Consider the following 24,384-nt stretch of genomic DNA (forward strand, 5'->3'; position numbering starts at 1 on the left):
GCAGGCGGAACCTTCGCTGTCCTGCAACGTTACCCCGCTATCTCAAACGGGAAGGGTTTACATGTCGCTTGGAGATCAAGTCGCTTCCAATCTGCCGTATTTGCGCCGCTATGCCCGCGCACTGACCGGCTCTCAATCGACCGGTGATACATTCGTGCGCGCTACGCTGGAGGCCGCACTGGCCGACGACGAGCTGAAAAAATCGCTCGAGGCCGGTCGTGTCCCGCTCTACCGCGCATTTAACAAAGTGTGGTCGAGCGCCTATCTCGAAGTGGCCGACGATGGCCGCACGACCGATGGGACCGGCGAACACGAAAGTGCCGCCCGCGATCGGCTGAAAGTCATCACCCCGCTTAATCGGCAGGCTTTGCTGCTGACCACGCTGGAAGATTTCTCCATCCCCGAAACCGCGGAAATCATGGAGCTGGATTCAGCCGAGGTCGAATCGCTGGTCAAGGAAGCTGTCGAGGAGATCGACCGCGAATCCACCACCAGCGTTCTGATTATCGAAGACGAGCCGCTGATTTCGATGCAGCTCGAAGATCTCGTTCGTTCGCTGGGTCACGATATCTGCGGCACAGCCGCTACGCGCACGCAAGCGCAGGAAGTCGTTGCCGAAAAGACACCCGGCCTTGTGCTGGCGGATATTCAGCTGGCCGATGGGTCTTCCGGTCTCGATGCAGTGGACGATATTCTGGAAATCGGTTCGGTGCCGGTGATCTTCATCACCGCCTATCCCGAACGCCTGCTGACCGGCGACCGGCCAGAACCGACCTATCTGGTCACCAAGCCGTTTCAGGAATCGACCGTTCGCGCCGCTATCAGTCAGGCGCTGTTCTTCGGATCGAGCCGTCCGCTGGCCTGACACCGCGCATCATCGCATATCGACCCGGCGAGACAGGCAACTGTCTCGCCGGGTTTTTTAAATCTCACACCATTGAACACACAGCACGGACAGAGACACAGCGATCGGCTGTGATGTCAGAGCTGCGCCAGCAGCAAGCCGCTGGCGCTGCACTCACCGCCTGCCTTTGGCCTGCCGACGCTCTGCCCGCTTACGCGCACGGATTTCGAATTCGCTGGGGCGGCGTACCGGCACCAGCAATCGGCACCGCACACCTTCGCGGGCAAATTCCAGCCGCACCGGATGGCGCAGTTCGTGGGCCACGATCTTTTCGATCAGATCGGTGCCGAACCCGCGCGAACGCCGATCGGGCACAGGCGGACCGCCGCTTTCCACCCATTCGATACTGGCCAGATTGTCGCTTTCCAGCGCCCAGGTCAGGCACACTTTGCCCTCGGGCGTGCTCAGCGCGCCGTATTTTGCGGCATTGGTCGCCAGTTCATGGACCGCCAGACCCAGCGACAATGCGTCGTTGGGTGCCAGTTCGACATGCGGCCCCTTCAGCTCTATCGACGCTTCGCTGCGGGCATAGGGCGCCAGTTCGGCCTGCATCACCGCGCCCAGTGGCGTCGTGCTCCAATCCGACGATGTCAGCAAATCGTGCGTGGCCGACAGCGCACGGATGCGGCCGTCCAGCCCGTCGGCAAAATCGTCTATATCGGTCGCCCGCCGCCGGGTGAGATTGACGATCGACAGCACATTGGCCAGCGTGTTTTTGACACGGTGGTTCAGTTCGCGGGTCAGTGTGTCGCGGATCGAATTCTGTTCTTCCAGCCATTCGAGCGAAGCCTGATCTTCCGCCGCCTGTTGCGTCAGCAACCGCACCACCACCATCAGCAGGCTGGCCACCAGCAGCCCGAACAGCAGCGTCAGCATCGATAGTGTGGATAGCCCCGCCCCGCGCGCGGATTCCACTTCCAGCACCATCGGGTGATTGGCGATGCTTACCTGACTACGCACGACGCGCCCGGTGCGCTGCGCCGGGGCGAGTTCGGCCAGCAGGTTATCCTTGCCCGGCGCACCGTCATACAGGCGCACACCCATGTCGCCCGGCGTTTCCAGCTCCATCGCGGAAATCAGGAAATCCTGCGCGTTGAACGGGCTATAGACAAATCCGCGCAACTTCCGTCCGCGGACCCCGCCTTCAAACACTGGCATATAGATCAGAAAACCCGGCTCTGGCTTGCGGCCTTCCTGTGCCAGCACGACTTTGCCGCTGGCGGTGGGGCGCACCGAATGGATCGCTTCCTCCATCGCCTCCCGCCGGACAGGCTCGGAATACATGTCGAACCCGATGGCGCGGCGATTGCGTTCGGTATCGGGCTGCAAAAACGTGACGGGCACCACCAGTTTTGCATTGGCGGGCGGTTTGGGATGCACCGTACGACGGCTGGCAGTCAGTTCACTAAGCGCTGCTTCATACCGGGAGACATCGCCCGGTTTCAGCGCAATTGCCCAGCCGATACCTTCCGCTCCGCGATAATCGGAATCAAGCCGCAATTCACTGATAAAGCGCCGGAAAAGCGGGCCTGGCACAGCATCGACCGTACCGAACAGAGCCGCGCCAGCACGCAGATAGGCCGAAGAGGTATTGCCGCGCCGTTCCAAAGCCGAACTGACTGCCTGCGCTGTTTCGCTCAGCCCGGCCTGTTCGCGCTGCCACTCGCCCCGCTCTATCGCGAAGATCGACAGAGCGGTAATCGCTGCAATCAAAAGAAAAATCGCCAGCGGCGCGGCGCGCGGATATTGGACCAGCAATTGCCGTGCCCGGCGATTCTGCACGTCCGAATTACTCAACCCAGTACCCCCAACCGGCTTGCTGACCCAACCGACCGCAAACCATTGTCTGCCAATACATACCCGGCAATATCAAGGGAACCATGCGCGCCCGGCTTCGTTCCCAACTTGACAGAACAGCCATTCCGAAGAGTAGGCACTCAACGACCGGCCGTTTACTGCGGACGCATTTTGTATCGATACATTATTGTTTGGGACGTTCATGACAGCGGACAAGAACGACACGAAAGATTCTGCATCACAGGGGGGCGAAAAGGATCGCAACACAGTGAACAGACAAAAAAAAGATGCACAGCCGGGGTGGGCCAATGGCCTGCGCCAGCTCTATGATTCTGTCGTGGAAGAAGAACTGCCGGATAGTTTCAAGGATCTGCTTTCCAAGCTGGACGGCAAGAACTGATGAGCGAGACCGAGCGAACGGCCAGCGAGAAGGCCGATTTCAAGCGAGAGCTGACCGAAGTGGTTCCGCATCTGCGCGCATTTGCGCGTGGCTTGTGCGGCCGCCCCGACATGGCAGACGATCTGGTGCAGGAAACCATGCTGAAGGCATGGGCCGCGCAGGATCGATTCCAGCCCGGCACATCGATGCGCGCATGGACGTTCGTAATCCTGCGTAACGCCTATCTTACCGATATGCGCCGCAATCGTTTCCGTGGCGATTTCGATGAAAACGTGGCCGAACGAATCCTGACCGCGCCTGCCGGGCAGGAAGAACCGATCCATCTGTCCGACATGCGCCGCGCGCTGCTGACTTTGCCGCCCGAACGGCGCGAAGCTTTGCTGCTGGTGGGCGCGGGCGGTTTCTCTTACGAAGAAGCGGCCAATATCTGCGGCTGTGCCGTGGGTACGATCAAAAGCCGCGTGGGCCGCGCCCGCGCTGCTCTGTCGGCAATGCTGGAAGATGGCACGATTCCCAAGCGCACCGCCGACGACGAAAGCGCCCACCGCGCCTTGCTGGAAGAGCTGGACGAAGTGGCCGCGGGCAACGGTGTCAGCCTGCCGACCCGCTGATCGCGATCTGCTTGAACAGGCTCCACGCTTGCGGCAATATCGCAGGTTCCGATTGTCATAAGGCTCCTGAGTGATGAGCGCCCACGATTCCCGCGATGCGGCTCAGCCTGCGCCAGATGGCGGCGAACCCGCGCGCGTATCGGACAGCTCCACACAAATGACATTCGCCGCGCAGGAATTGCGGCTGATGTCGGCGCTGGTGGTCATTCTGGGTCTGGGACTGTTTCTGGCGCTGCCGTTTGTGCTGTCGATCGGGTCGGTGGTATTCCTGCCGCTGGTTACAGCCCTGATCCTGACGATAGTGCTGTCGCCACTGGCCGATAAACTCGCCAGTTGGGGCCTGCCCAATGTGCTGGCATCGTTCCTGTCGCTGCTGCTGCTGTGCGCGATCGTGATGCTGGCGCTGGGGCTGATCCTGCAACCGGCAGTCGCCCTGTTCGATCAATTGCCGCAAGTGGTCGATCAGGTCAGCAAGCGGTTCAGCGAACTGCGTGCGAACTTCCACTGGATTGCATCGGCCAACGAGCAAATCGCACAGATTACCGGACATACCGGGCGCGAAGTCGTGCTGGCCAGCCCGTCGGTGATCGAACAACTTGCTTTCGCGACGCCCAGCGTCGTGCTGGAAACCCTGCTGACGTTCCTGATGACTTTCTTCATGGTGGAAGCGCGCGTCAGGTTGCGCCGCCACCTTCTGCTCGACCGCAGCGATTTCGGCAGCAGCATCAAGGCCGCCCGCGTCATCCGCGAAGTGCAGGATCGGGTCGCTGCCTATATTCTGACAGTTACTTTCATCAATGCAGGCGTGGGCGTGATCGTGGCGCTGGGCGCATGGGCGCTGGGTGTCGATGCGCCGGTGATGTGGGGCGGACTGGCCGCACTGCTCAATTTCCTGCCCTATATCGGCCCCCTGGCGATGACAGGGGTGCTGGCGCTTTATGGCGTAGGCACAGCGGAAACTGCCCTGCTCGGCATTATCCCGGCGGCGGCATATCTCGGACTGCATACAGTGGAATCGAACGTGGTCACGCCTTCGATCCTCGGCGCGCGGTTCACGATGAACCCGGTGGTAATCCTGATCGCGCTCAGTTACTTCAGCTGGATCTGGGGCGTGTTCGGCGCGCTTTTGTCAGTACCCATTCTGCTGACGCTGACGGCTTTCTTCGACCATGTCGGGCGGCCTAACCTGATCGGTTTCATTTTTGGGGAGCCATTGTTCATCGGCAACCCGATGAGCGCGGAACCGACCGAAGGAAGCTGATACGAAAAACCCGCCCCGGATGACCGGAGCGGGTTTTCTTTATTCGCTGTCGCGCAGGGATCAGCCCGGATATTTCCAGGTGGTGCCACGTGCGAGGTTGTCCGATGCGAAGCTCCAGTTCAGCTTGGTGTCGATCACTGCGTCCAGATAGGCCGGGCGCGCATTCTGGTGATCGAGGTAATAGGCGTGTTCCCACACATCGACGGTCAGCAGCGGATTGCCATCCTGATCGGCCAGTGTGTCGCCATCGTGGGTTTCCGCGATTTCGAGCTTGCCGCCCTTCTCGACCAGCCAGACCCAGCCGCTGGCGAAGTGGCCTGCGCCACGCGCCTTCAGCTCGTCCTTCAGCTTGTCGAGCGAGCCGAATGCGTCGTCGATCATCGAAGCGAGTTCATCCGACGGGTTGCCGGTGTCAGCCGCCAGCGAATGCCAGTAGAACCCGTGGTTCCAGCTCTGCGCGGCGTTGTTAAACAGGCCCTGATTCTTGCCACGAACGGCGGCGATCACTTCTTCCAGCGACTTGTCGGCCAGTTCGCCACCTTCGATGGCGGCGTTGGTCTTGTCGATGTACGCCTTGTGGTGCTTGCCATAGTGGTACGACAGCGTTTCAGCGGAAATGGCCGGTGCCAGCGCCGTATCGGCATAAGGCAGCGGGATAAGATCGAAAGCCATTTGGTTTCTCCCGTATTCGGATTGGAGTGGTAGAAAGGGTTCTCTTCTCCAATGCGCGAGAGACGGCAAGGTTGCAACAGAGTCTGATTAATCCTTGCTTGTCCGGTCGACAGCAGTGGTAACAGCTACGTCGAGTGTCACATTGCCCACTGTCCGCATGATATCGGGCAGCATCTCGACAGCGACCAGCAGAGCCAGCGGGCCGACGGGCACTCCCATCGCCAATGCGATCGGACCGATGGATACGACAAAGCTGATCGAACCGGGCAAGCTAACCGACCCGACCGAAATCACCAGCGCCACCGCTATACCGGCAGCCAGCGACAGCGGAGTCAGCGTAACCCCCGCCAGATGCGCGACATAGATCGCCACCGCCAGATTCATCGCCGGGCTGGTCGAACGGAAAATCGCCACCGCCAGCGGCAGGACAAATTCCGCTGTGGTTTCGCGCACACCCAGTCGCTGCGCCGCGACCAGCATCGCGGGCAAGCTGGCCAGCGAACTTTGCGTGGATAGCGCGACAGCCTGCGCCGGGAACATCGCGCGGGTGAACCGCAGCGGATTGATCCCTCCAGCGACCCACGCCAGTACATATCCGCCCAGCATGACGATGAAGCCCATCGCTGCCACTACCAGAATATAATGCGCCAGCGTCGCGAATGCCGCGCCCCCGCTTTGTGCGGCAACGCCCATTGCCAGCGCAAACACGCCCACCGGGGCCAGCCACAAGACCCATCCGATAATCAGCAGCATCGTGTTGGCCAGCGCGCGGAAGAACTGGATCATCGTGTCGCGCTGCCCCGCCGGCAGCCGCACCAGTGCCAGCGCGAACACGGCAAAGAACAGAGTCAGCGGCAACATCGAAGTGTTGGCAGCCGCTTCCACAATATTGGGGGCAACCAGCGATTCGACGAATGCGCCGATCCCCGGCACTTCCTGCGCCGGGCCAGTGCTGGCCGAAAGGATGCCTGCGGCGGAAGCGGGCGGCGGAAATACAGATAGCAACACCGGCAACACAAATGCCGAAACCAGCCCGCCGAAAATCAGCACTACAGCTATCCAGCTCAGCATTTTGCGAGCCACGGCCCCGGCGCGCGCGGCTTGCGCCATTTGCGTGATACCCAGCACCAGCAGCGCCGCGACCAGTGGCACGATGGTGACTTGCAATGCCCTGAGCCACAGCGAACCGACCGGCTTCGTCACCGTCAGTATCGGATCGATCACTGTGCTTCCCGCCAGCGCCCAGCCCAGCAGCAGCCCCGCAATCAACCCTGTCAGTGTCCACCCCGCCGGCAGCCGCACGTTGACGAGCTGATGTTCCGCCGATTGCGCGCGTGCAGCGCGATCCCCTGTATCGTCCATTACCCCAGAATAACGCAATTCTCGTTTCGCGCTAGGTACTGACTAAAGGGTGACATTTTCACCGGTTCACGGCATGGCGGCTGCTATTGACGAGACGAGAGATTGAGAGACAGATGGGACGCAGGTTCTTCGGCACCGACGGCATTCGCGGCCGTACCAATCAGGGGGTGATGACCGCCGCCACAGCAATGAAAGTCGGCCAGGCCGCCGGTCGGCATTTTCTGCGGGGCGACCACCGCCACCGGGTCGTTATCGGTAAGGATACCCGCCTTTCCGGCTATATGATGGAAAGTGCGCTGGTCGCCGGTTTCACCAGTGTGGGCATGGATGTGATCATGACCGGGCCTCTGCCGACCCCGGCGATTGCCCTACTCACCCGTGAAATGCGGGCCGATCTGGGGGTGATGATTTCCGCCAGCCATAACCCATTCGAAGATAACGGCATAAAACTGTTCGGCCCCAACGGCTTCAAGCTGTCCGATGCAGACGAACTGGCAATAGAGGCAATGCTCGATCAGGAATTGCCCTTGGCAGAGGCCAGCCAGATCGGTCGCGCCCGTCGGATAGACGATGCGCGGGGTCGCTATATCCACGCAATCAAGCAGACGGTGTCGAACGAAATTCGCTTCGACGGCCTGAAGGTCGTGGTCGATTGCGCCAACGGAGCGGCCTATCAGGTGGCCCCATCGGCGATCTGGGAACTGGGCGCGAAAGTAATCCCCATCGGGGTCGAACCCAACGGCACAAACATCAACCGCGAGGTCGGATCGACTTCGCTCGATGCCATCAAAGCCAAAGTTATCGAAACCGGTGCCGATATCGGCATCGCGCTGGACGGCGATGCGGATCGCCTGATCGTAGTCGATGAAAAGGGCGAAACGGTCGATGGCGATCAGATCATGGCGCTCATCGCACTGCGTCTGCATGACAAGGGCGCGCTGAAGGGCGGCGGTATCGTGGCCACGGTGATGTCGAACCTCGGCCTTGAACGCTGCCTGCAAGGGCATGGGCTGACGCTCGAACGCGCCAAAGTCGGTGACCGCTACGTGCTTGAAAAAATGCGCGCAGGCGGGTTCAATGTCGGCGGGGAGCAGTCGGGGCACATGATCCTGCTCGATCATGCGACCACTGGCGATGGCACGATTGCGGCCATGCGCGTGCTGGCCAGCCTCGTGCGTTCGGGCAAGCGAGCGAGCGAGATGCTCCGCCAGTTCGATCCTGTACCGCAATTGCTGAAAAACGTGCGCTACGATGGTGGCACCCCGCTCGACGATGCTCAGGTCAAACAAGCGATTGCCGATGCCGAGAGCGAACTGACCGGGCGCGGGCGACTGGTTATCCGCCCGTCGGGCACCGAACCGGTGATCCGGGTGATGGCCGAAGGCGACGACGAAGGGCAAGTCGAACGCGTAGTCGATTCGATCTGCGATGCCGTGCGGGCAGCCACCTGATGCTGGACATGCGGCCCGATTGCGAACGGTGCGGCACCGACCTGCCGGCTGAGGCACCCGGTGCCTTCATCTGTAGTCTGGAATGCACATTCTGCGCCGAATGCGCCGACGATCTGGATGATCGCTGCCCCAATTGCGGCGGTGAACTGATGGATCGGCCCACGCGGGCGAAGTCGCTCCACGCCAAATTCCCGCCATCCACACAGCGGAAGCACTTGGCATGATCGACCGCCCCCCTCCCCGCATATTGTCCATCGCCGGTTCCGATTCATCGGGCGGCGCGGGAATTCAGGCCGATATCAAGACGATCACGATGCTCGGCGGATATGCGATGACAGCGATCACTGCGATCACCGCGCAAAACACCACCGCAGTTCAGGCGATTGCCCCGCTTTCCGCTGACATGGTTTCGGCGCAGATAGATTCGTGCATCAGCGATATCGGGGTGGATGCGATCAAGATCGGAATGCTGCACGATATCGCGATTGTCGATGCGCTCGACAGTGCGCTGGCGGGTCTGGACGCGGCAGTGCCGGTCATCCTCGACCCGGTGATGGTTTCCACCAGCGGCGCGACTCTGATCGCGCAGGATGCCATCGCGGCGATCCGCGAAAAGCTGTTCGCCCGCTCCATGCTGGTCACGCCCAACTTGCCCGAACTGGCGCACCTCGCGGGGCGCACACTGGAAGATACCAATCAAGTGATCGACGCCGCGGCGGAACTGGCAGACCGACACGGCTGCTGCGTTCTGGCCAAGGGTGGCCATACCGAAGATGCGCGAGTGATCGACATTCTGATCCAGCCGGGCGGTCGCTGGGTCCAGTTCGATCACGCGCGGATCGACACCCGCCACACCCACGGGACCGGCTGCACTCTGTCATCAGCCATCGCCACGCTGATCGGTCACGGGCAGGCGCTGGACCACGCGGTGCGGCTGGCGCGGCAATTCGTGCTGGCGGCAATCAATGCCGCACCGGGCTTTGGCGCAGGTAACGGCCCGCTGGGGCAGCAGGCCGTCCGCAATCTCAATTAATGCACCCCACCCCGTTCGCCGGGGCCGGTCCTGTTAATGCGAAGGGGCGCTGCTGCCGAACAGCCGCGCCCCCGCTCTTCCCGCCGATACGCGGGCAATGTCCCTCCCTGTCAGCAGGGAGCTTTGGCGGTTGCATCGTCCAGTTTGTAAAACCCGGCGATGTGGCCCCACGCCTCGTCCGCGGTTTCGCACCAGCGGAACAGGTTGAGGTCATCCTTGTTGATCGTCCCTTCTTCGGCCAGCGCCTCGAAATCGATCACGCGGTTCCAGAAATCCTTGCCGAACAGCAGGATCGGAATCGGCTTCATCTTGCCCGTCTGGATCAGAGTCAGAAGTTCGAAGAACTCATCGAACGTACCGAACCCGCCGGGGAATACCGCCACTGCCTTCGCCCGCAGCAGGAAGTGCATTTTGCGGAGCGCGAAATAGTGGAACTGGAAGCTGAGATAGGGCGTCACATACTTGTTGGGCGCCTGTTCGTGCGGCAACACGATGTTGAGGCCGATCGATTCCGCCCCTGCATCGCTCGCGCCGCGATTGGCCGCTTCCATGATCGACGGACCACCGCCCGAACAGATCACGAACTGGCGCCTTCCGTCTTCGACAATGGACTTTTCGCTGACCATCTTCGCCAGCTTGTGCGCTTCGGTGTAATACTTCGCCTTTTCCACCAGCCGTTCGACCACCGTGCGGTTCGCATCGGTGGCGGAAGCAAGCATTTCCTCGACTTTATCGGGCGAAGGAATGCGGGCCGAACCATACATCACCAGCGTGGAGCCTACGCCCGCTTCATCCAACAGCATTTCGGGCTTGAGCAGTTCAAGCTGGAACCGAACCGGGCGCAATTCCTCGCGAACCAGGAAATCGGTGTCGCGAAAAGCCAGGCGATAGGCCGGGTGCCGCGTTTGCGGAGTATCCGGCGTTCCCTTGTCGGTGAATTCGGCTTCCTGTTCGGCGCGGTAAAACTTGCGATCCTTCAGATCGCGTTCCTGTCTCTTGTTATCATCAGTCATCACCGCCCGATAGGCCGCGGCAGAGCGGTGGGCAAGATACAGAAGCGCGCGAAGAAGCTGCGGCATTAGGTAGCAAGCGCAGAAAGCCTGCTTCGAGTGCCGCTTCTCCAAGCATCGGCTCGACTCCACTTTGGCCTCAAGGTGAGGCAGGAAGCGAGCATGATAAAGTTCATCCGACTTGTGGCGCTGCCGGTATGGGCTCTCGTGGTGGGGCTCGCGGTCTTCACCACCGAAACCGTGGCGGACGAACTGGGCTGGACCTCAAAGGTTCGCGAGTTCGTAAGGGCGGGGCCTGCCGCCATGTTTGATTCAAGCTACGATACCACCATCGTCGCTATGGCATGGTTTCTCAGCGGGGTTCTTGCCATATCTTGGGGAGAGTGGGCCTTCCGTAAGTGGGAAGCCAAGCGAAAGGTCGGCAACTGGCAGCACTTCACAGTTAATTGGAAGGACGGCCAGCCCTTGGCTCAGAAACATGTGGGTGTGGCTGGCCTAACGATGCTGGACGGGCAGGTCATGGGGAACGTGAACCATTCAGACCCGAAGGTGTCGCGCAATGCAATTGCGCTGATAATCCAGTTCGACCGCGAGATTGCCGATCCATGCCCATACGTGTTCTCTGATCGGAAGGTAATTTGGCGCGAGGTCGAAAGTGGCGACCACTTCTTGGTGATGGAAGTTGATCTACGCACCAAGGATGATGCGGCCTTTGGCGTCATTGTTCGACCGAAGGCGTGGTCAAATGGCGAGAAGTTTGACGCCGCTATGCGCTGGCATGACGCTCACGAAATCCCGCACGAGAAGGTGCTGGAAGCACCTAAATCCGAACGTCACTGGCCCCAATGGCTGCCAGACATTGCAGGAAGAAAGCGGCACTAAAGCCGCCCCGGCTGATCTTGTTGTTGAGGTTCCTGTCGTTCTCGGCAACGCCAATTTCGGCCAGCTTCTCGGCCAGTTGCGCATATGTGATCCCCCGCCGCTTCAATTCGCCCTTTAGCAGGCTCTTTGCGCGAGTCTCATATTCAACGGTGACAGGATCATTCTTGGCCATCAGGCACTCCGAACATCATCATTTTTGATGATATAAACCATTGACTACGACGATGTAAACCATCATATTCGGTGAGTAACATCACTGGATATGATGATGAAGAGCAAAGGACAGCACTTTCTACTCTCCGCGAAGGCTCGCACCATCTCGCTCAAGCAGGTTTACACCATGGGCGAGGACAAGGCCTATGCGCTGTTTCGTTCCCTGCGCTGGCCGGAAACGGAAGGGGCGGCTGTTTGCCCGCGCTGCGGCTGCTGCGATGCCTACGACATTCCCTCGCGCCGCAAGTTCCAGTGCAAGGCCTGCAAGCACCAGTTCAGCGTCACCAGCGGCACAATCTTTGCCGCCCGCAAGCTGTCGTTCACCGATCTACTGGCCGCTATCGTACTGTTCGTGAACGGTGCGAAGGGTGTCTCTGCGCTCCAGATCAGCCGCGATCTCGATGTGCAGTACAAGACCGCCTATGTGCTCTGCCACAAGCTGCGCGAAGCCATAGCAAAGGGACAGGCTGGCATTCGCTTGGATGGTATCGTGGAAATTGACGGGGCCTATTTCGGCGGTCACATTCGCCCGGAAAACCGCAAGGAGGATCGCCGGGATCGTCGCCTTGCGAAGCACCAGACCGGCAAGCGGCAGTGCGTCGTCATCATGCGTGAGCGCAAGGGCCGGTCGCTTCCCTTCGTGGTGCGCCATGAAGGCGATGCCGTGCCTATCGTCCGCGATCGCGTCGGCACTCTCGCGACCATCCACGCAGATGAGGCTTCGAGCTGGGATGACCTGCACTCCGGTTGGCAGACTTGGCGCATCAATCACTCGCTGGCCTATTCGCAAGACGGGGCCTGCACCAATCAGGCCGAAAGCTACTTCTCGCGCCTGCGCCGGATGGAAGTCGGCACCCATCACCATATCGCAGGGCCGTATCTCCACGCCTATGCTGGTGAGGCAAGCTGGCGCGAGGATAACCGTCGCACCAGCAACGGCGGACAGGCGATGATGGTTGTGGGAGCCGGTCTTGCTAGTCGCCAGAGCCGCAACTGGACCGGCTATTGGCAGCGCGCCGCCTAAGATGCAGACTGCCTACCGAGGGAATCGGAGGTGGCGGTATGACAAGAAGTTACTTGGTGGTGGGCATCCATGAAATCCACCTCGACGATAGCGGAGGGTTCATCGCCCTTCGCTTTCAAGCCAACGATGGAAAGCCTGTTGGCATTGGTCTTCATCCTGAAATGGCACATGACCTTGCGCTTGGTCTACTGGGAACTGTGGCCGATGGCACCAGTCGCGGAATCTTGCCTGCACAACTTCTCCCCACGATGAGCCCGACGACCAATCTCTCTGCAAACGAGTCTGGCCTTGAGGTCGAGTATGATCTTTCGGATGGCCTTCGCATCGCGTCTGAAATGCCGTGGCCTGTGGCGCGCGAACTTGCTGAGAAGATGCTTCGCCTGTGTGACGAAAACGACGCTGCACCTTCGATGCCGAATTAGCCATTTTCAGTTCTCCTATTGGTGCCGCCTAATAATAGTCAGGCGGGTGCTGCAAAAGGGTGATGCAATGCATGATGATCTAGTTGCCGAAATCCGCGATGTTGCTGCGCGACTTCGCAATGATGGAAGCCCTGCGAACGCAGTGGTTCGATCCTATCTCGCGGAGCGAGTCCGCAAGCTGGAAGAAATCGCTGAAGAACTGGAACGTCGAACACCCATCCCGTTCATCCCTACGCCTTAGGGATCAAACTCAATCTCCGACCTAGCCGCGCTGCGCCACTGCGCCGGATACTTGTCAGAGGATTCCACGCCGCGCCCACGACGGGAACGCAGCGATGAATCCACTGCGTTCTGTGCCTTCTGCAGCGTGGCGCGGTCAGGCTCGACCTCTCCGACCTGCCTAAGCACTTCCAGCGTGATCTCGCGCACGGTCATGGCTCTGTCAGCGGTTCGCAGAACCTCTAAGGCCCGCCTACCGCATGTTCCGAACGGAATGGGCAGGCTATGGGTCCATGGTCGAACAGGCGGGCTGTCCTGCGGCTCCCACTGGTCGCTGTCCTCTTGCAGCAGCATGGCCGCGCTTTTCACCAGAGCGTCCAGCTTGGCGGCGCGGGCCTCCAATTCGGGCAGCAAGGCTTGCTCCTGCCGGATGCGCCCTATGCGCTCCAGCAACAGGTCACGCTCGCCGGTGAGTGCGGAATATTTCTTGCGCAATGCATGCTGATAGTTGGTCAGGCCCATGGCCCAAGAGTAGGCGCTTGGCCCACCGCTGGGTAGATAGCAATCTTCTGCCGTTGCTACCTAATGCCGAGAAGCTGGATGCCCCGTGAGGATTCGAACCTCAATTGACGGAGTCAGAGTCCGTAGTCTTACCATTAGACGACGGGGCATCGGGTGCGCGGCGGGAAGCCCTGCCAACGCGAGAGAGGGCGCACTTAGTTTCCATGCCCCGCTAGGTCAAGGGGATGCGTGACCGATCTCTTGCCCCGCAATCAAACCAGCGCTAGCATTGCAGGCAGGTGCCCGTGCGCGAACGGTTTTATGCGGCGCGGGTGGATTATTGAGAAAGAGTACAATGGCGGACGTGTCTCCGCCGGACACAAACAGGAGAGCTGGCAGGAAAGGGGGCAAAAAGTCCGGCAAAGTAGCCGATTTTCGCTACAAGGGCCCCCCTCAGCTCAACGATCGTCGCCCCGGCCAGTCGCCGGACAATCGCGGCGAACCCAAGGCTTCCGAGCCACAGCGCGGCGCGTCGAACCGGCGCAAAGGGCGGCGCAGGAGGCATGGCGGCAAACCTGCACAGTCTCAATCACCTCAGGCCCAGTCGCCACAGGTGCAGTCATCTCAGGTGCTGGCCCAGCCCGAAACCCGGCCCAATTCAGCCGCCGACAAACCACGCCACCCACGCGGCACCCCGCATCCGCGGCAGGCCTATGCTGCGCTCGACCTTGGCACTAACAACTGCCGCCTGTTGATCGCGCGCCCTTCGGGAGAAAATTTCACAGTGATCGATGCATTCAGCCGGGTTGTCCGCCTGGGCGAAGGGCTGGCCGCCAGCGGGCAATTGAGCGAAGCGGCTATGGATCGCGCCTTGGGCGCATTGCAGGTCTGCTCCGACAAATTGCGCCGCCGAAACGTGTTTCTCGCCCGCTCGGTAGCGACCGAAGCCTGCCGCCGCGCATCCAACGGGGAAGAGTTCATTGAGCGGGTTCGCCGCGAAACCGGCATCGTGCTCGATATTATTTCCGCTCAGGAAGAGGCACGGCTGGCTGTGCTCGGTTGCCACGTATTGCTGGAACAGGGCACTGGCCCGGCGGTGATTTTCGACATTGGCGGTGGGTCAACCGAACTCGTACTGATAGAGCCAACCGATACTGTTCCGCGCATACTCGACTGGGTCAGTGTGCCGTGGGGCGTGGTGTCGCTGACCGACACGGTCGGCCGTTCAGAAGGGGATGCGGAAACCCGGCTGGCCCGTTACGCCGAAATGCGCCGCACGGTGTTCGACAGCTTCACCGATTTCGCGAAGCGCGTCGCCCCTGCTGCCAGCGACGCGGAGGATGTGCGTCTGCTGGGCACAAGCGGGACAGTGACCACACTTGCCAGCCTGCATCTGGGACTGCCGCAATACGACAGACGAGCGGTCGATGGGTTGATCGTTCCGTCGCAATCGATGCGTGGGATTGCCGATCGGCTGTCGGCAATGTCGCCCGATGAAAGGCGCACGCTGCCCTGCATCGGCAACGACAGGGCCGATCTGGTTGTCGCCGGTTGTGCGATCCTCGAATCGATTCTCGATATCTGGCCAGCCAACCGGCTGGGCGTGGCCGACCGGGGGATTCGCGAAGGCATCCTCCGCTCGCTGATGGCAGGTGCGGCATGAGCCGGTCGGGACGCAACCCGGACAAACGCCTGAGAACTGCGCGCGGGCGCACTGCATCGTCGAATCGCTGGCTCGAACGCCAGCTCAACGATCCTTACGTAAAACAAGCCAAGGCGGAGGGGTATCGCAGCCGCGCGGCCTATAAGCTGACGGAGCTGGACGATAAGTATCGCCTGTTGAAGGGGGCGCAGCGCGTGGTGGATCTCGGCATCGCTCCCGGTGGATGGAGTCAGGTGGTCCGCAAACGCGCGCCTCATGCCGCCGTGGTCGGCATCGATCTGCTGGAAACCGAGCCAATCGAGGGCGTTACGATTCTTCAGATGGATTTCATGGCGGATGAAGCGCCGCCCGCGCTCGAATCGGCGCTGGGCGGTCCTGCGGATCTGGTGCTGTCCGACATGGCGGCCAACACGGTGGGCCATAAGCAGACCGATCACTTGCGAACGATGGGGCTGGTCGAAACCGCCGCGTGGTTCGCGATTGAGAACCTGACGACGGGTGGAGCGTTCGTGGCCAAAGTGCTGGCGGGCGGGACCGATACCGATCTGCTCGCTTTGCTGAAGAAGCACTTCAAGACCGTCAAACATGCCAAACCACCCGCCAGCCGCAAGGGATCGAGCGAATGGTATGTGATCGCACAAGGATTCAAGGGCGCCGAATAGGGGCGCCCTTGCAAATCTTATCAACGATTTAGATCGGAGGCTGAAGCCCCGCCTAAGCTTACTTGGCGGGGGCGGCTTCTGCCGCTGCCGCTTCTGCAGCTTTGGCATCTTCGCCTGCCGGAGCATCCGATGCGGCATCAGCCGGCGCGGCTTCGTCACCTTCAGCAGGCTTGGCTTCGGGCGTTGGCAGTTCGGGTCCGCCGCCCAGCGAGCGCAGATAGAGGATGATATTGGCGCGATCTTCGCCCTTCGACAGACCGGCGAAGCTCATCTTCGTACCTGCGGCAAACGCCTTCGGGCTGGTCAACCACGCGTCGAGGTTTTCATAGCTCCACTTGCCGCCATGATCGGCCAGCGCAGACGAAAAAGCGAACCCACGCTTGCCGTGGCCGATATCCTCGCCAACGGTGCCGTAGAGATTCGGGCCGGTGCCGTTTGCCCCGCCCTGATCGAAAGTGTGACAAGTGCCGCAGCGGGCCTTGGCAGCCTTTTCACCCTTGGCGACATCGCCAGAGGCAAGCAGTTCAGCCAGGCTCGGTCCCTTGTTGGCGTCGCCACCTTCATCCGCCGCGCCTTCGACGGGATAACCCATCTCGTGCGGAGCGTGGTGTTTGTCGGCCATAAAATACTTGGCGCTCAGGCTAGACAGGCCAAGTGCGACGATCCCCGAAAACAGGACCCATCCGGCAGCGGTGTTGAAACGGTCGTCCATGCGTGCAGCTATCCCGCGAATTCTCAAAAGTGGCAAAGGAAAGGCAAAGTCCCCTTGCGGGCCGCTCTAATTGCACGATTGCTTGCGCGCAAGAGCGGAAACCCTTGCCGCCCGATTGACGCACAGCTACGCGCGCATTCGCCCATGAACAGCTTTCCTGCCCCCGCCCGCGCTATGGTTGCCCAGATGGCCGAAGCAGCCGCCGCCGATCCGGCGCGCGCTATCGCCTATCAGGGCTCGCCCGGGGCCAATTCCCACCGTGCGGCGGTGGAAATGGTCCCCGGCTGCCTGCCACTGCCGTGTTTTTCTTTTGCCGACGCAATCGAAGCGGTGAAGGACGGGCGTGCGGGTGCGGCTGCGATACCTATCGAAAACAGCCAGCATGGGCGCGTGGCCGATATCCATTTCCTGTTGCCGGAAAGCGGGCTGTCCATCGTTGCCGAACATTTTTTGCGAATCAATCACGCGCTGATGGCTGCGCCCACCGCCGATGGACAGCACGGCCCATTCGAATATGCGCTGAGCCATCCGCAAGCTCTGGGGCAGAGCCGCCACTACCTGCAGAAACGCGGGATCAAGCCGCAGGCACATTCGGATACTGCCGGTGCGGCCGCCTATGTCGCGGAAATGTGCGATCCCACTCTGGCCGCCATTGCCCCGCCGATGGCGGCAGACCTCTATGGGCTCGATATTGTGGAAAACGATGTCGAAGATGCCGCAGACAACACCACGCGCTTCCTGCTGCTCGCCCGCGAACCGCTGCCCCCTGAAACGGTCGCAGGCCGACCTGCCATCACTACGTTCGTGTTCGAAGTGAAGAATATCCCCGCTGCGCTTTATAAGGCGTTGGGCGGGTTCGCGACCAACGGCGTGAATATGACCAAGCTGGAAAGTTACCAGATCGGCGCGCGGTTTGCTGCTTCGATGTTCTATTCGGATATTCTCGGTGCACCGGGCGATCCGGCTGTCGACCGGGCGCTGGACGAACTGGCGTACCACAGCAAGGAACTCCGCATTCTGGGCACTTACCCCCAGGCACGCGAGCGCGGCTGATCTCTGCGCTTGCGATGGCGCGCCGGGCGTGTCACCACCTTTTCCTGTGACGACAAGTACGGGGGAATTGCAGCCAGCAGGCGAAGCGTGGGATGCCGTCCGCGCGGATTCTTCCATTCAATATGCGCCGATTCCCCAACCCAAGACTGCTCAGCCGCCTGCGTGGCTGGAGACCGTGTTCAAATGGTTGGCGGAAGTGCTGGGCCCGGTAGGGCGCTGGCTGGTTAATGCATGGCCAGTGCTGAAATGGGCTTTGCTGGCACTGGCAATCGCCGCCCTGCTGTATCTGTTATGGAAACTGATCGGCCCCGCGCTTGGCTGGCGCCCACAAAAGCACAGCGATTCCGATCGCGAAGACGAATGGCAACCCACCCATGCCGCTGCGCTAGCTTTGCTCGAAGATGCAGACCGGCTCGCGGCAGAGGGGCGCTTCGATGAAGCGACACACCTGTTGCTCCAGCGCAGTGTAACCCAGATTGCCGATGCCCGCCCCGATCTGGTCGATCCGTCCAGCACTGCGCGCGAACTGGCGGCATTGCCTGCCCTGCCCGATGCCGCACGTGCGGCCTTCGGTACGATAGCGACCCGTGTGGAACGCAGCCTGTTCGCGCTCCGCACACTCGGTGCAGACGACTGGCTGATCGCCCGCGATGCATATGCTGCGTTCGCTCTGGAACGGATCGCTCGATGAGTGGTACGGGCACCTCTGCCTTCAACCCGCGCGTGATGCTGGGGTTGGTGCTCTTCGGGGTACTGGCATTTCTTGTTACCCTGTATTTCATCGGCAGTGGGCAAACCGGTAAGAACGGTGTGGCCGAAGCCGACGTGACCAATCGCGGGCTTAACGGGTACGCTGCGCTGTATCGAATGCTGGAGCGGCAGGGACACGATGTCTCCCAGTCGCGCAGCCGCAAGCAATATCTGACCGATGGCCTGCTGATCCTGACACCATCCGCCAATGCCGAAGCTGACGACATTCGCAAGGTTATCGAAGATCGCCGCTATATCGGCCCCACTCTGCTGATTATCCCCAAATGGGTCGCAATCGACGCCCCACGCACAACCCCCGGCCGTAAACCCGATTGGGTCATACTGGGCGGCAGTTTTACCCCCGAATGGATTTCCGATCTGGGAGATGACTTGTCGCTGAAAGCAAAGATCGAGCCGGCCGAAACACGGTCTTCACAGTGGAGCGGGCTAGGCAAATCAGGCACTTTTCCCAGCCCGAAATATGTGCAGGCTTTCACGCAAGGGCGGATCGTCGGTCTGGCAGAAGATGCTCAGGGGCGGAATCTTGTCGGCTATATGGACGATGGCGGTTGCTATCCGGTCCTCGACCAGGCCGCGGGGCTGACCGCCATCCCGCCCGACGATTGTACCGAGGATCAATGGAACGTCATGGTCGTGGCCGAGCCGGACCTGATGAACAATTATGGGCTGGCCGATCGCAACCGTGCGCTGCTTGCCACGCAAGTGGTGAACCTTGCGCGTGAAGGGATGGATCTGCCGATCGTGTTCGATACGACGCTATCTGGTGCAGGTGGCACGCAGAACCTGCTGACTCTGGCATTCACGCCGCCATTCCTTGCCGCAACATTGTGCCTGCTGATCGCTATGCTGATCGTGGGCTGGCGCGCGTTTCGCCGTTTTGGCCCGCCAATGGCGGAAGGGCACGCGATTGCATTCGGCAAGCGGCAACTGGTCGCCAATACCGCCGGGTTCACGATCCGCAGCCGCCGCCTGCATTTGCTGACGGCGCCTTATGCCGCGCTTGTCGCCCGGCGGTTGGCGGCAGCGCTGGGGCTACGTTCGGCAGACGCGGCTGCGATCGATGCCGCCGTTGCTCGGCGGGCACCTGACGCACCGGTTTACTCTCAACTCGCCGCTCGTCTGTCGCAAGCGCGCGGCCCATCCGAAATCCTGCGTGCCGCGCACGCGCTCAAGTCGCTGGAAAGGACTATCGCCCCATGACCATGACCCTCCCCGAGGTTCGCACCCTTGCCGATGCGATCCGCGCCGAAGTGGCCAAGGCCGTTGTCGGGCAGGATGAAACCGTCGAACACCTGCTGGTCGCGCTGCTGGCCGAAGGGCACGTGTTGCTGGAAGGGCCGCCCGGAACGGCGAAGACATTTCTGGCGCAATGTTTCGCCACTGCATTGGGCCTCGATTTCGGGCGTATTCAGTTCACGCCTGATTTGCTGCCGGGCGACATTCTCGGTTCCAACCTGTTCAATTTTCAGACCAGCCAGTTCACTTTGACGCGTGGGCCGATCTTCTGCGATCTGCTGCTGGCCGACGAAATCAACCGCACCCCGCCCAAAACCCAGGCCGCTTTGCTGGAAGCGATGCAGGAACGCCGCGTGACGCTGGACGGCGAAACCCATGCTTTGCCCGAACATTTCATGGTCGTCGCCACCCAGAACCCGATTGAAAATCAGGGCGTCTATCCTCTGCCCGAAGCACAGCTCGACCGGTTCCTGTTCAAGCTGCTGGTGCCCTATCCCTCCTCAGAGGAAGAGGCCGCGATTGTTGCGCGCTTCGGTCAGCGGCAAGGGCCGCAACGCCCAGCGGACTTCGGCATCGCTGCCGTCGCCAATGGCGAAACAATCGGACAAGCGACCGCAGCGCTCGATCAGGTGACAGTGGCCGGGGAAATCGTCGATTATGTCGTGCGGCTGGTTCGCGCCACGCGTGATAATGCCGATCTCAGTAGCGGGGCCTCGCCGCGCGCGGCTGTGCAACTGGCAAATGCCGCGCGTGCACGCGCTGCGCTGGAAGGGCGCGATTATGTGATCCCCGACGATGTAAAAGCGCTGGCCGTGGCTGTGCTGCGCCACCGCCTCGTGCTCAGTCCTGCTGCCGAAATCGAGGGGCGCGAAGTCGAAACGCTGGTGGCCGAAATGGTCGAATCGACCGAGGCTCCGCGCTGAGGTGAAGCTGCCGCTTGTCCCAACTGCCCGTGCGGCCTGGATTGCCGCGCTCTCCGCGCCGGTGGCCCTGTTGATCGCAGCCGCGGCGCCCGCTGCATGGGTGGTCGCGCCCGCAGCAGGTGTAGCATTACTGGTGGTGATCGTGCTCGATGCGCTGGTGGCCGGTCGGCTCAACGATTGGCGCGTGATCGCTCCGCACGATTGCGAAGTGGGGGAGCCGCTGCACGTGCAGGTGTTGGCCGACCTGTCCGCCCGCGCTGGCGGCGGCGCCGTCGAGGCCGCGCTGGAATTCGATTCTCGTCTGGCAGACAGTGGCCGGGCATTTGTGGCCCTGCAGCCCGATCAAGGGAACGATACCTGGCAAGGCGACATCGCGCTCACCCCCAACCGACGCGGCACTGCCACGCTCGGCCGGATCTGGCTGCGCTGGAATGGCCCACTGGGTCTGGGGTCGCGGCAGATGCAGCACGACCTGGATGACGCTATCCGCATCTGGCCCGATCTGTCGCCAGTCCGCAGCCCGGCGCTGCAACATTTCCTGCGCGACGCCCAGTTCGGCCTGATCGCCCGCCGTATTCGAGGCGAAGGCACACAATTCGAAGCGCTGAGCGAATACGAACCCGGCATGGATCGCCGCCGGATCGACTGGAAGGCCAGCGCGCGCCACACCCGCCTCTATGCCCGCGAAAACGAAAGCGAGCGCAACAACCAGATCGTGTTCGCGTTCGATTGCGGTCAGGCTATGTGCGAGCCGGTCGATGGCCTGCCGCGTATCGACCGCGCCGTTTCTGCTGCGCTGACCGCTGCTTATGTCGCGCTGAAAGGCGGTGACCGCGTGTCGCTGTTCGGATTTACCGCCCGCCCGCAAATCGCCACTCCGTTTTACGGCGAAACCCGTCAGTTCCACCGTTTGCAAGCCGCCGCTGCCGCGCTGGATTATCACAGCGAAGAGCCCAATTTCACACTGGCGCTGGCGACACTGTCCAGCCGATTGCAGCGGCGTAGCATGGTAGTGGTGTTTTCCGATTTCACCGACCCGACCGGGGCAGAAATCATGATCGAAAGCCTTGGTCGACTGGTCGATCACCATCTGGTGCTGTTCGTCACCATTGCCGACAGCGAGCTGTCCGATATGGAAGGCGCCGAACCCGATACGCTCGATAATCTGGCGAAGGCAGTCACCGCCGATACCCTGTCGCGCCAGCGCGCTCTGGTACTGCAACGCCTGCGCCAGATGGGGATCGATGTGATCGAGGCACCGTGGGATCGGATCGGCTACCGCCTGATCGATGCTTATCTGGCCGTCAAACGCAGTGGAGCAATCGGATGAAGGCCCCTACCCTCAGCGGCCTGTTCGGCCGAAAACAGGATGCCAGCCCGCCACCCGATATCGAAGCGGCCGCACTGCGTTCGGACAGGTTCCGGCTGGCGCGCGAAAGCGAATGGCAGCGGCTCGACACAATCATTACTGCAATGGAAAAGGGGCGCCTGCGCAGCCTGTCCGACGATGACGTGCTGGCCTTGCCTGCGCTGTATCGTACCGCTGCATCCAGCCTGGCGGTGGCGCGCGAAACTTCGCTCGATTCCGCGACAATCGCCTATCTCGAATCGCTTGTGCAGCGGGCGTGGTTTCAGGTCTATGGCCCACGACAGGGCTTTGTACGATGGCTCGCCGGATTTCTCGGCGGTGGGCTGAGCAGAGCGATACGTGAAATCTGGCCGGAAATTCTGGTTGCGCTGGCCGTGATGGTCGCCGGGGTAGCGACCGGGTGGCTGTTGGTCAGCGGCGATCAGGATTGGTATTTCTCCCTCGTCCCCAGCCAGTTCGCCGACACCCGCATACCGGGCGCATCGCGCGAAGTATTGATGGAATCGCTATCCACCACCGATAGCGCGGGCGGCTTGTCAGGCTTTGCCGCCTATCTGTTCCAGAACAACGCCAGCGTATCGATCCTCGCATTCGCGCTGGGATTTGCATTTGGCATACCGACGTTGATGATCCTTCTGAAAGAAATGGCCACACTCGGCGCGATGCTGTGGCTGTTTTCCACGCGAGGGCTGACACTGGATTTCGCCGCATGGCTTTCGGTTCACGGAACGACTGAGCTGTTTGCCATCCTGCTGGCCGGAGCTGCTGGCCTGCACGTGGGGCGTTCGATGGCGTTTCCCGGCGGCCGCTCGGTCATGGCGGCTGCGGCGGAAAGCGGGCGGCGCGCGGCCATCGTGATGGCAGGGGTGGTGATGATGCTGATCGTCGCTGCCCTGCTGGAAGGGTTTGCCCGGCAACTGGTGGGCGATACGCTGGAACGCCTTGCGATTGGCGGCTCGATGCTGGTGATCTGGTGCGCCTATTTCTTCGCATTCCGCCGCGTTCCGCCGAGTGCAGAGCGATGAACGTGCGCGACCGGCAGTCTGCGTTTATTGCCAAGCGGCAACGCACTGTACTGACGCCCGAAGGATTGGCGCTGCCCTTTATCGTCGGATCACGGTCGGCCCGGATCGGTGCGCTGATATTAGACTATCTGATCCTTTTGGTTGGCACCATCGCAGTAACAATAGCGATGGCTTACATCGGCCTGCCCTTGCGCGAGATGGAAGGTGGCGACGGCGCCGGCGAGTTTTTGGCGGTGTTGTGGACCATATTCTGGTTCATCGCGTGGAACGGATATTTCATGGCGTTCGAACTGGGCCCGCGCGGGGCAACCCCCGGCAAACGGATCGTCGGTATCCGCGTTGCCGCTCGCCCCAACGCCGCAGGCAGCGCGGGTCGGTTGACGCCGGAAGCAGTGATCGCCCGCAATCTGCTGCGCGATATCGAACTGTTTATGCCGCTGATCCTCGTGCTGATGGCGCCTACCGGTGCGGGCGGCCCTGCGGCGATGGCCGCAACGGCGTGGTTCCTTATTTTCGCGCTGTTCCCGTTCTTCAACCGCGATGCGTTGCGCGCTGGCGATCTGATTGCCGGAACATGGGTAGTTGAAGCGCCCCGCACAAAACTGGCACGCGCGCTTTCGGTGGAAGGGGGCGCGCACGGCGCCAGCGAAGTGACCGGGGCAACATACCGCTTCGGGGATGAGGAATTGTCGATCTACGGCGAATACGAATTGCAGACATTGGAACGGGTGCTGCGCGACAATCAGGCCGAAGCGATGGAAGCGGTGCACGCGGCGATCTGTCGCAAAATCGGCTGGACCCCCGGCGCAGGCGATGAACGCGCCTTTCTGGAGGCATTCTATGCTCAGCTACGCGCCCGGCTTGAAAATGACATGCGTTTCGGCAGGCGCAAGGCGGACAAGTTCAGTTAGCGAGGGGCGGAAACGAAATTCACCATAGCATTCGTTGCCCCTCGGTTCCCGGCCAAAATAAGGCAGACAGGACCAACGATTCTCATTCAGCCTCCCCTTCCCCGCGTCATTGCGAGGAGCGCAGCGACGTGGCAATCCACGGACCGCACCTCGCCGCCACTGCATGCCAGCCCTCGCGTCGCAGGTCGCCTGCTGTGTTCGCACAATCGCGAATAGATAAGTAAGCACAGGAAATGCTCCTCGAACCGGAGCTGAGGCACTAACCGAAAAGGCACACACCAGCCGAGAAAAACCACT

The 24,384-nt window shown here is 61.2% G+C and carries 27 protein-coding genes and 1 tRNA gene; 20 read left to right on the forward strand and 8 right to left on the reverse strand.

Going from position 1 to position 24,384, the window contains the following annotated elements:
• The first annotated feature begins 61 nt into the window (after window positions 1-61).
• Window positions 62-865: a response regulator gene (locus tag CV013_RS00145; RefSeq protein ID WP_102153252.1), complete on the forward strand. Its 804-nt coding sequence runs from the start codon at window positions 62-64 to the stop codon at window positions 863-865.
• A gap of 153 nt (window positions 866-1,018) precedes the next feature.
• Here CV013_RS00145 and CV013_RS00150 read toward each other — a convergent pair whose 3' ends face one another.
• On the reverse strand, window positions 1,019-2,701 hold the full coding sequence (locus tag CV013_RS00150; RefSeq protein WP_223805375.1) for a CHASE domain-containing protein: 1,683 nt from the start codon (window positions 2,699-2,701) through the stop codon (window positions 1,019-1,021).
• Window positions 2,702-2,969: 268 nt separating this feature from the next.
• Here CV013_RS00150 and CV013_RS00155 point away from each other — a divergent pair, with 268 nt between their 5' ends.
• From CV013_RS00155 to CV013_RS00165, 3 genes are all read left to right on the forward strand, one after another.
• The gene (locus CV013_RS00155; protein ID WP_223805374.1) at window positions 2,970-3,101 is read left to right on the forward strand and encodes a NepR family anti-sigma factor; all 132 of its coding nucleotides are present in this window, start codon (window positions 2,970-2,972) and stop codon (window positions 3,099-3,101) included.
• The gene (locus tag CV013_RS00160; RefSeq protein WP_102153255.1) at window positions 3,101-3,712 is read left to right on the forward strand and encodes a sigma-70 family RNA polymerase sigma factor; all 612 of its coding nucleotides are present in this window, start codon (window positions 3,101-3,103) and stop codon (window positions 3,710-3,712) included. The genes CV013_RS00155 and CV013_RS00160 overlap by 1 nt, the downstream gene beginning before the upstream one ends.
• Before the next feature lie 73 nt (window positions 3,713-3,785).
• Complete coding sequence (locus tag CV013_RS00165; RefSeq protein WP_102153540.1) at window positions 3,786-4,973, forward strand: AI-2E family transporter; 1,188 nt, start codon at window positions 3,786-3,788, stop codon at window positions 4,971-4,973.
• A gap of 60 nt (window positions 4,974-5,033) precedes the next feature.
• On the opposite strand, the gene CV013_RS00170 is transcribed toward CV013_RS00165, so the two are convergent.
• Complete coding sequence (locus tag CV013_RS00170) at window positions 5,034-5,645, reverse strand: superoxide dismutase (RefSeq protein ID WP_102153256.1); 612 nt, start codon at window positions 5,643-5,645, stop codon at window positions 5,034-5,036.
• An 87-nt stretch (window positions 5,646-5,732) separates the two neighbouring features.
• Window positions 5,733-7,007, reverse strand: a complete 1,275-nt coding sequence (locus CV013_RS00175) for a dicarboxylate/amino acid:cation symporter (protein ID WP_102153257.1) — start codon at window positions 7,005-7,007, stop codon at window positions 5,733-5,735.
• Window positions 7,008-7,120: 113 nt separating this feature from the next.
• On the opposite strand from CV013_RS00175, the gene glmM reads away from it, so the two are divergent.
• From glmM to thiD, 3 genes are read left to right on the forward strand one after another with little or no spacing between them, the layout of a single operon-like run.
• On the forward strand, window positions 7,121-8,458 hold the full coding sequence (gene glmM / locus CV013_RS00180; RefSeq protein ID WP_102153258.1) for a phosphoglucosamine mutase: 1,338 nt from the start codon (window positions 7,121-7,123) through the stop codon (window positions 8,456-8,458).
• Window positions 8,458-8,682: a DUF1272 domain-containing protein gene (locus CV013_RS00185; RefSeq protein ID WP_102153259.1), complete on the forward strand. Its 225-nt coding sequence runs from the start codon at window positions 8,458-8,460 to the stop codon at window positions 8,680-8,682. Before glmM ends, CV013_RS00185 begins: the two co-directional genes overlap by 1 nt.
• Window positions 8,679-9,491 carry a bifunctional hydroxymethylpyrimidine kinase/phosphomethylpyrimidine kinase gene (gene thiD, locus CV013_RS00190; RefSeq protein ID WP_102153260.1) on the forward strand — a complete coding sequence of 271 codons (813 nt, stop codon included), beginning with the start codon at window positions 8,679-8,681 and terminating at the stop codon, window positions 9,489-9,491. The genes CV013_RS00185 and thiD overlap by 4 nt, the downstream gene beginning before the upstream one ends.
• 110 nt (window positions 9,492-9,601) lie before the next feature.
• Here the strand turns inward: thiD and CV013_RS00195 are convergent, their stop codons facing one another.
• Window positions 9,602-10,504: an LOG family protein gene (locus CV013_RS00195; RefSeq protein WP_102153541.1), complete on the reverse strand. Its 903-nt coding sequence runs from the start codon at window positions 10,502-10,504 to the stop codon at window positions 9,602-9,604.
• 159 nt (window positions 10,505-10,663) lie between these two features.
• Here CV013_RS00195 and CV013_RS00200 point away from each other — a divergent pair, with 159 nt between their 5' ends.
• Entirely contained in the window at window positions 10,664-11,383 is a 720-nt protein-coding gene (locus CV013_RS00200) for a hypothetical protein (protein ID WP_123639994.1), read from the forward strand.
• On the opposite strand, the gene CV013_RS00205 is transcribed toward CV013_RS00200, so the two are convergent.
• Window positions 11,322-11,555, reverse strand: a complete 234-nt coding sequence (locus tag CV013_RS00205) for a DUF6471 domain-containing protein (RefSeq protein WP_102153262.1) — start codon at window positions 11,553-11,555, stop codon at window positions 11,322-11,324. The two genes, CV013_RS00200 and CV013_RS00205, sit on opposite strands and share 62 nt — an antisense overlap.
• A gap of 96 nt (window positions 11,556-11,651) precedes the next feature.
• On the opposite strand from CV013_RS00205, the gene CV013_RS00210 reads away from it, so the two are divergent.
• From CV013_RS00210 to CV013_RS15465, 3 genes are all read left to right on the forward strand, one after another.
• Window positions 11,652-12,620, forward strand: a complete 969-nt coding sequence (locus CV013_RS00210) for an IS1595 family transposase (RefSeq protein ID WP_102153542.1) — start codon at window positions 11,652-11,654, stop codon at window positions 12,618-12,620.
• Between the two features lie 38 nt (window positions 12,621-12,658).
• Window positions 12,659-13,042, forward strand: a complete 384-nt coding sequence (locus CV013_RS00215; RefSeq protein WP_102153263.1) for a hypothetical protein — start codon at window positions 12,659-12,661, stop codon at window positions 13,040-13,042.
• Window positions 13,043-13,109: 67 nt separating this feature from the next.
• Window positions 13,110-13,283, forward strand: a complete 174-nt coding sequence (locus CV013_RS15465) for a hypothetical protein (RefSeq protein ID WP_157935713.1) — start codon at window positions 13,110-13,112, stop codon at window positions 13,281-13,283.
• On the opposite strand, the gene CV013_RS00220 is transcribed toward CV013_RS15465, so the two are convergent.
• Complete coding sequence (locus tag CV013_RS00220) at window positions 13,280-13,783, reverse strand: hypothetical protein (protein ID WP_102153264.1); 504 nt, start codon at window positions 13,781-13,783, stop codon at window positions 13,280-13,282. The genes CV013_RS15465 and CV013_RS00220 overlap by 4 nt on opposite strands.
• Window positions 13,784-13,858: 75 nt before the next feature.
• A tRNA-Gln gene (locus CV013_RS00225) sits at window positions 13,859-13,932 on the reverse strand.
• Window positions 13,933-14,117: 185 nt separating this feature from the next.
• Here CV013_RS00225 and CV013_RS00230 point away from each other — a divergent pair.
• The gene (locus CV013_RS00230) at window positions 14,118-15,425 is read left to right on the forward strand and encodes a Ppx/GppA phosphatase family protein (protein WP_102153265.1); all 1,308 of its coding nucleotides are present in this window, start codon (window positions 14,118-14,120) and stop codon (window positions 15,423-15,425) included.
• Window positions 15,422-16,087 carry an RlmE family RNA methyltransferase gene (locus tag CV013_RS00235; RefSeq protein WP_102153266.1) on the forward strand — a complete coding sequence of 222 codons (666 nt, stop codon included), beginning with the start codon at window positions 15,422-15,424 and terminating at the stop codon, window positions 16,085-16,087. Before CV013_RS00230 ends, CV013_RS00235 begins: the two co-directional genes overlap by 4 nt.
• 58 nt (window positions 16,088-16,145) lie before the next feature.
• Here the strand turns inward: CV013_RS00235 and CV013_RS00240 are convergent, their stop codons facing one another.
• The gene (locus tag CV013_RS00240) at window positions 16,146-16,799 is read right to left on the reverse strand and encodes a c-type cytochrome (protein ID WP_102153267.1); all 654 of its coding nucleotides are present in this window, start codon (window positions 16,797-16,799) and stop codon (window positions 16,146-16,148) included.
• A gap of 144 nt (window positions 16,800-16,943) precedes the next feature.
• Between CV013_RS00240 and CV013_RS00245 the strand changes: the two genes are divergently transcribed.
• From CV013_RS00245 to CV013_RS00275, 7 genes are read left to right on the forward strand one after another with little or no spacing between them, the layout of a single operon-like run.
• A complete protein-coding gene (locus CV013_RS00245) occupies window positions 16,944-17,852 on the forward strand; it encodes a prephenate dehydratase (protein ID WP_102153268.1) in 909 nt (302 codons plus the stop codon).
• A gap of 46 nt (window positions 17,853-17,898) precedes the next feature.
• Complete coding sequence (locus tag CV013_RS00250; RefSeq protein WP_102153269.1) at window positions 17,899-18,543, forward strand: hypothetical protein; 645 nt, start codon at window positions 17,899-17,901, stop codon at window positions 18,541-18,543.
• On the forward strand, window positions 18,540-19,823 hold the full coding sequence (locus CV013_RS00255; protein ID WP_102153270.1) for a DUF4350 domain-containing protein: 1,284 nt from the start codon (window positions 18,540-18,542) through the stop codon (window positions 19,821-19,823). The genes CV013_RS00250 and CV013_RS00255 overlap by 4 nt, the downstream gene beginning before the upstream one ends.
• Before the next feature lie 2 nt (window positions 19,824-19,825).
• A complete protein-coding gene (locus CV013_RS00260; protein ID WP_102153271.1) occupies window positions 19,826-20,782 on the forward strand; it encodes an AAA family ATPase in 957 nt (318 codons plus the stop codon).
• Between the two features lies 1 nt (window position 20,783).
• On the forward strand, window positions 20,784-22,112 hold the full coding sequence (locus CV013_RS00265; protein WP_102153272.1) for a DUF58 domain-containing protein: 1,329 nt from the start codon (window positions 20,784-20,786) through the stop codon (window positions 22,110-22,112).
• Complete coding sequence (locus CV013_RS00270) at window positions 22,109-23,176, forward strand: stage II sporulation protein M (RefSeq protein ID WP_102153273.1); 1,068 nt, start codon at window positions 22,109-22,111, stop codon at window positions 23,174-23,176. The genes CV013_RS00265 and CV013_RS00270 overlap by 4 nt, the downstream gene beginning before the upstream one ends.
• On the forward strand, window positions 23,173-24,087 hold the full coding sequence (locus CV013_RS00275; protein ID WP_102153274.1) for an RDD family protein: 915 nt from the start codon (window positions 23,173-23,175) through the stop codon (window positions 24,085-24,087). The genes CV013_RS00270 and CV013_RS00275 overlap by 4 nt, the downstream gene beginning before the upstream one ends.
• The last annotated feature ends 297 nt before the right edge of the window (window positions 24,088-24,384 follow it).

The organism is Tsuneonella flava (assembly GCF_002870965.1).
In the GTDB taxonomy this organism is placed as follows: domain Bacteria; phylum Pseudomonadota; class Alphaproteobacteria; order Sphingomonadales; family Sphingomonadaceae; genus Tsuneonella; species Tsuneonella flava.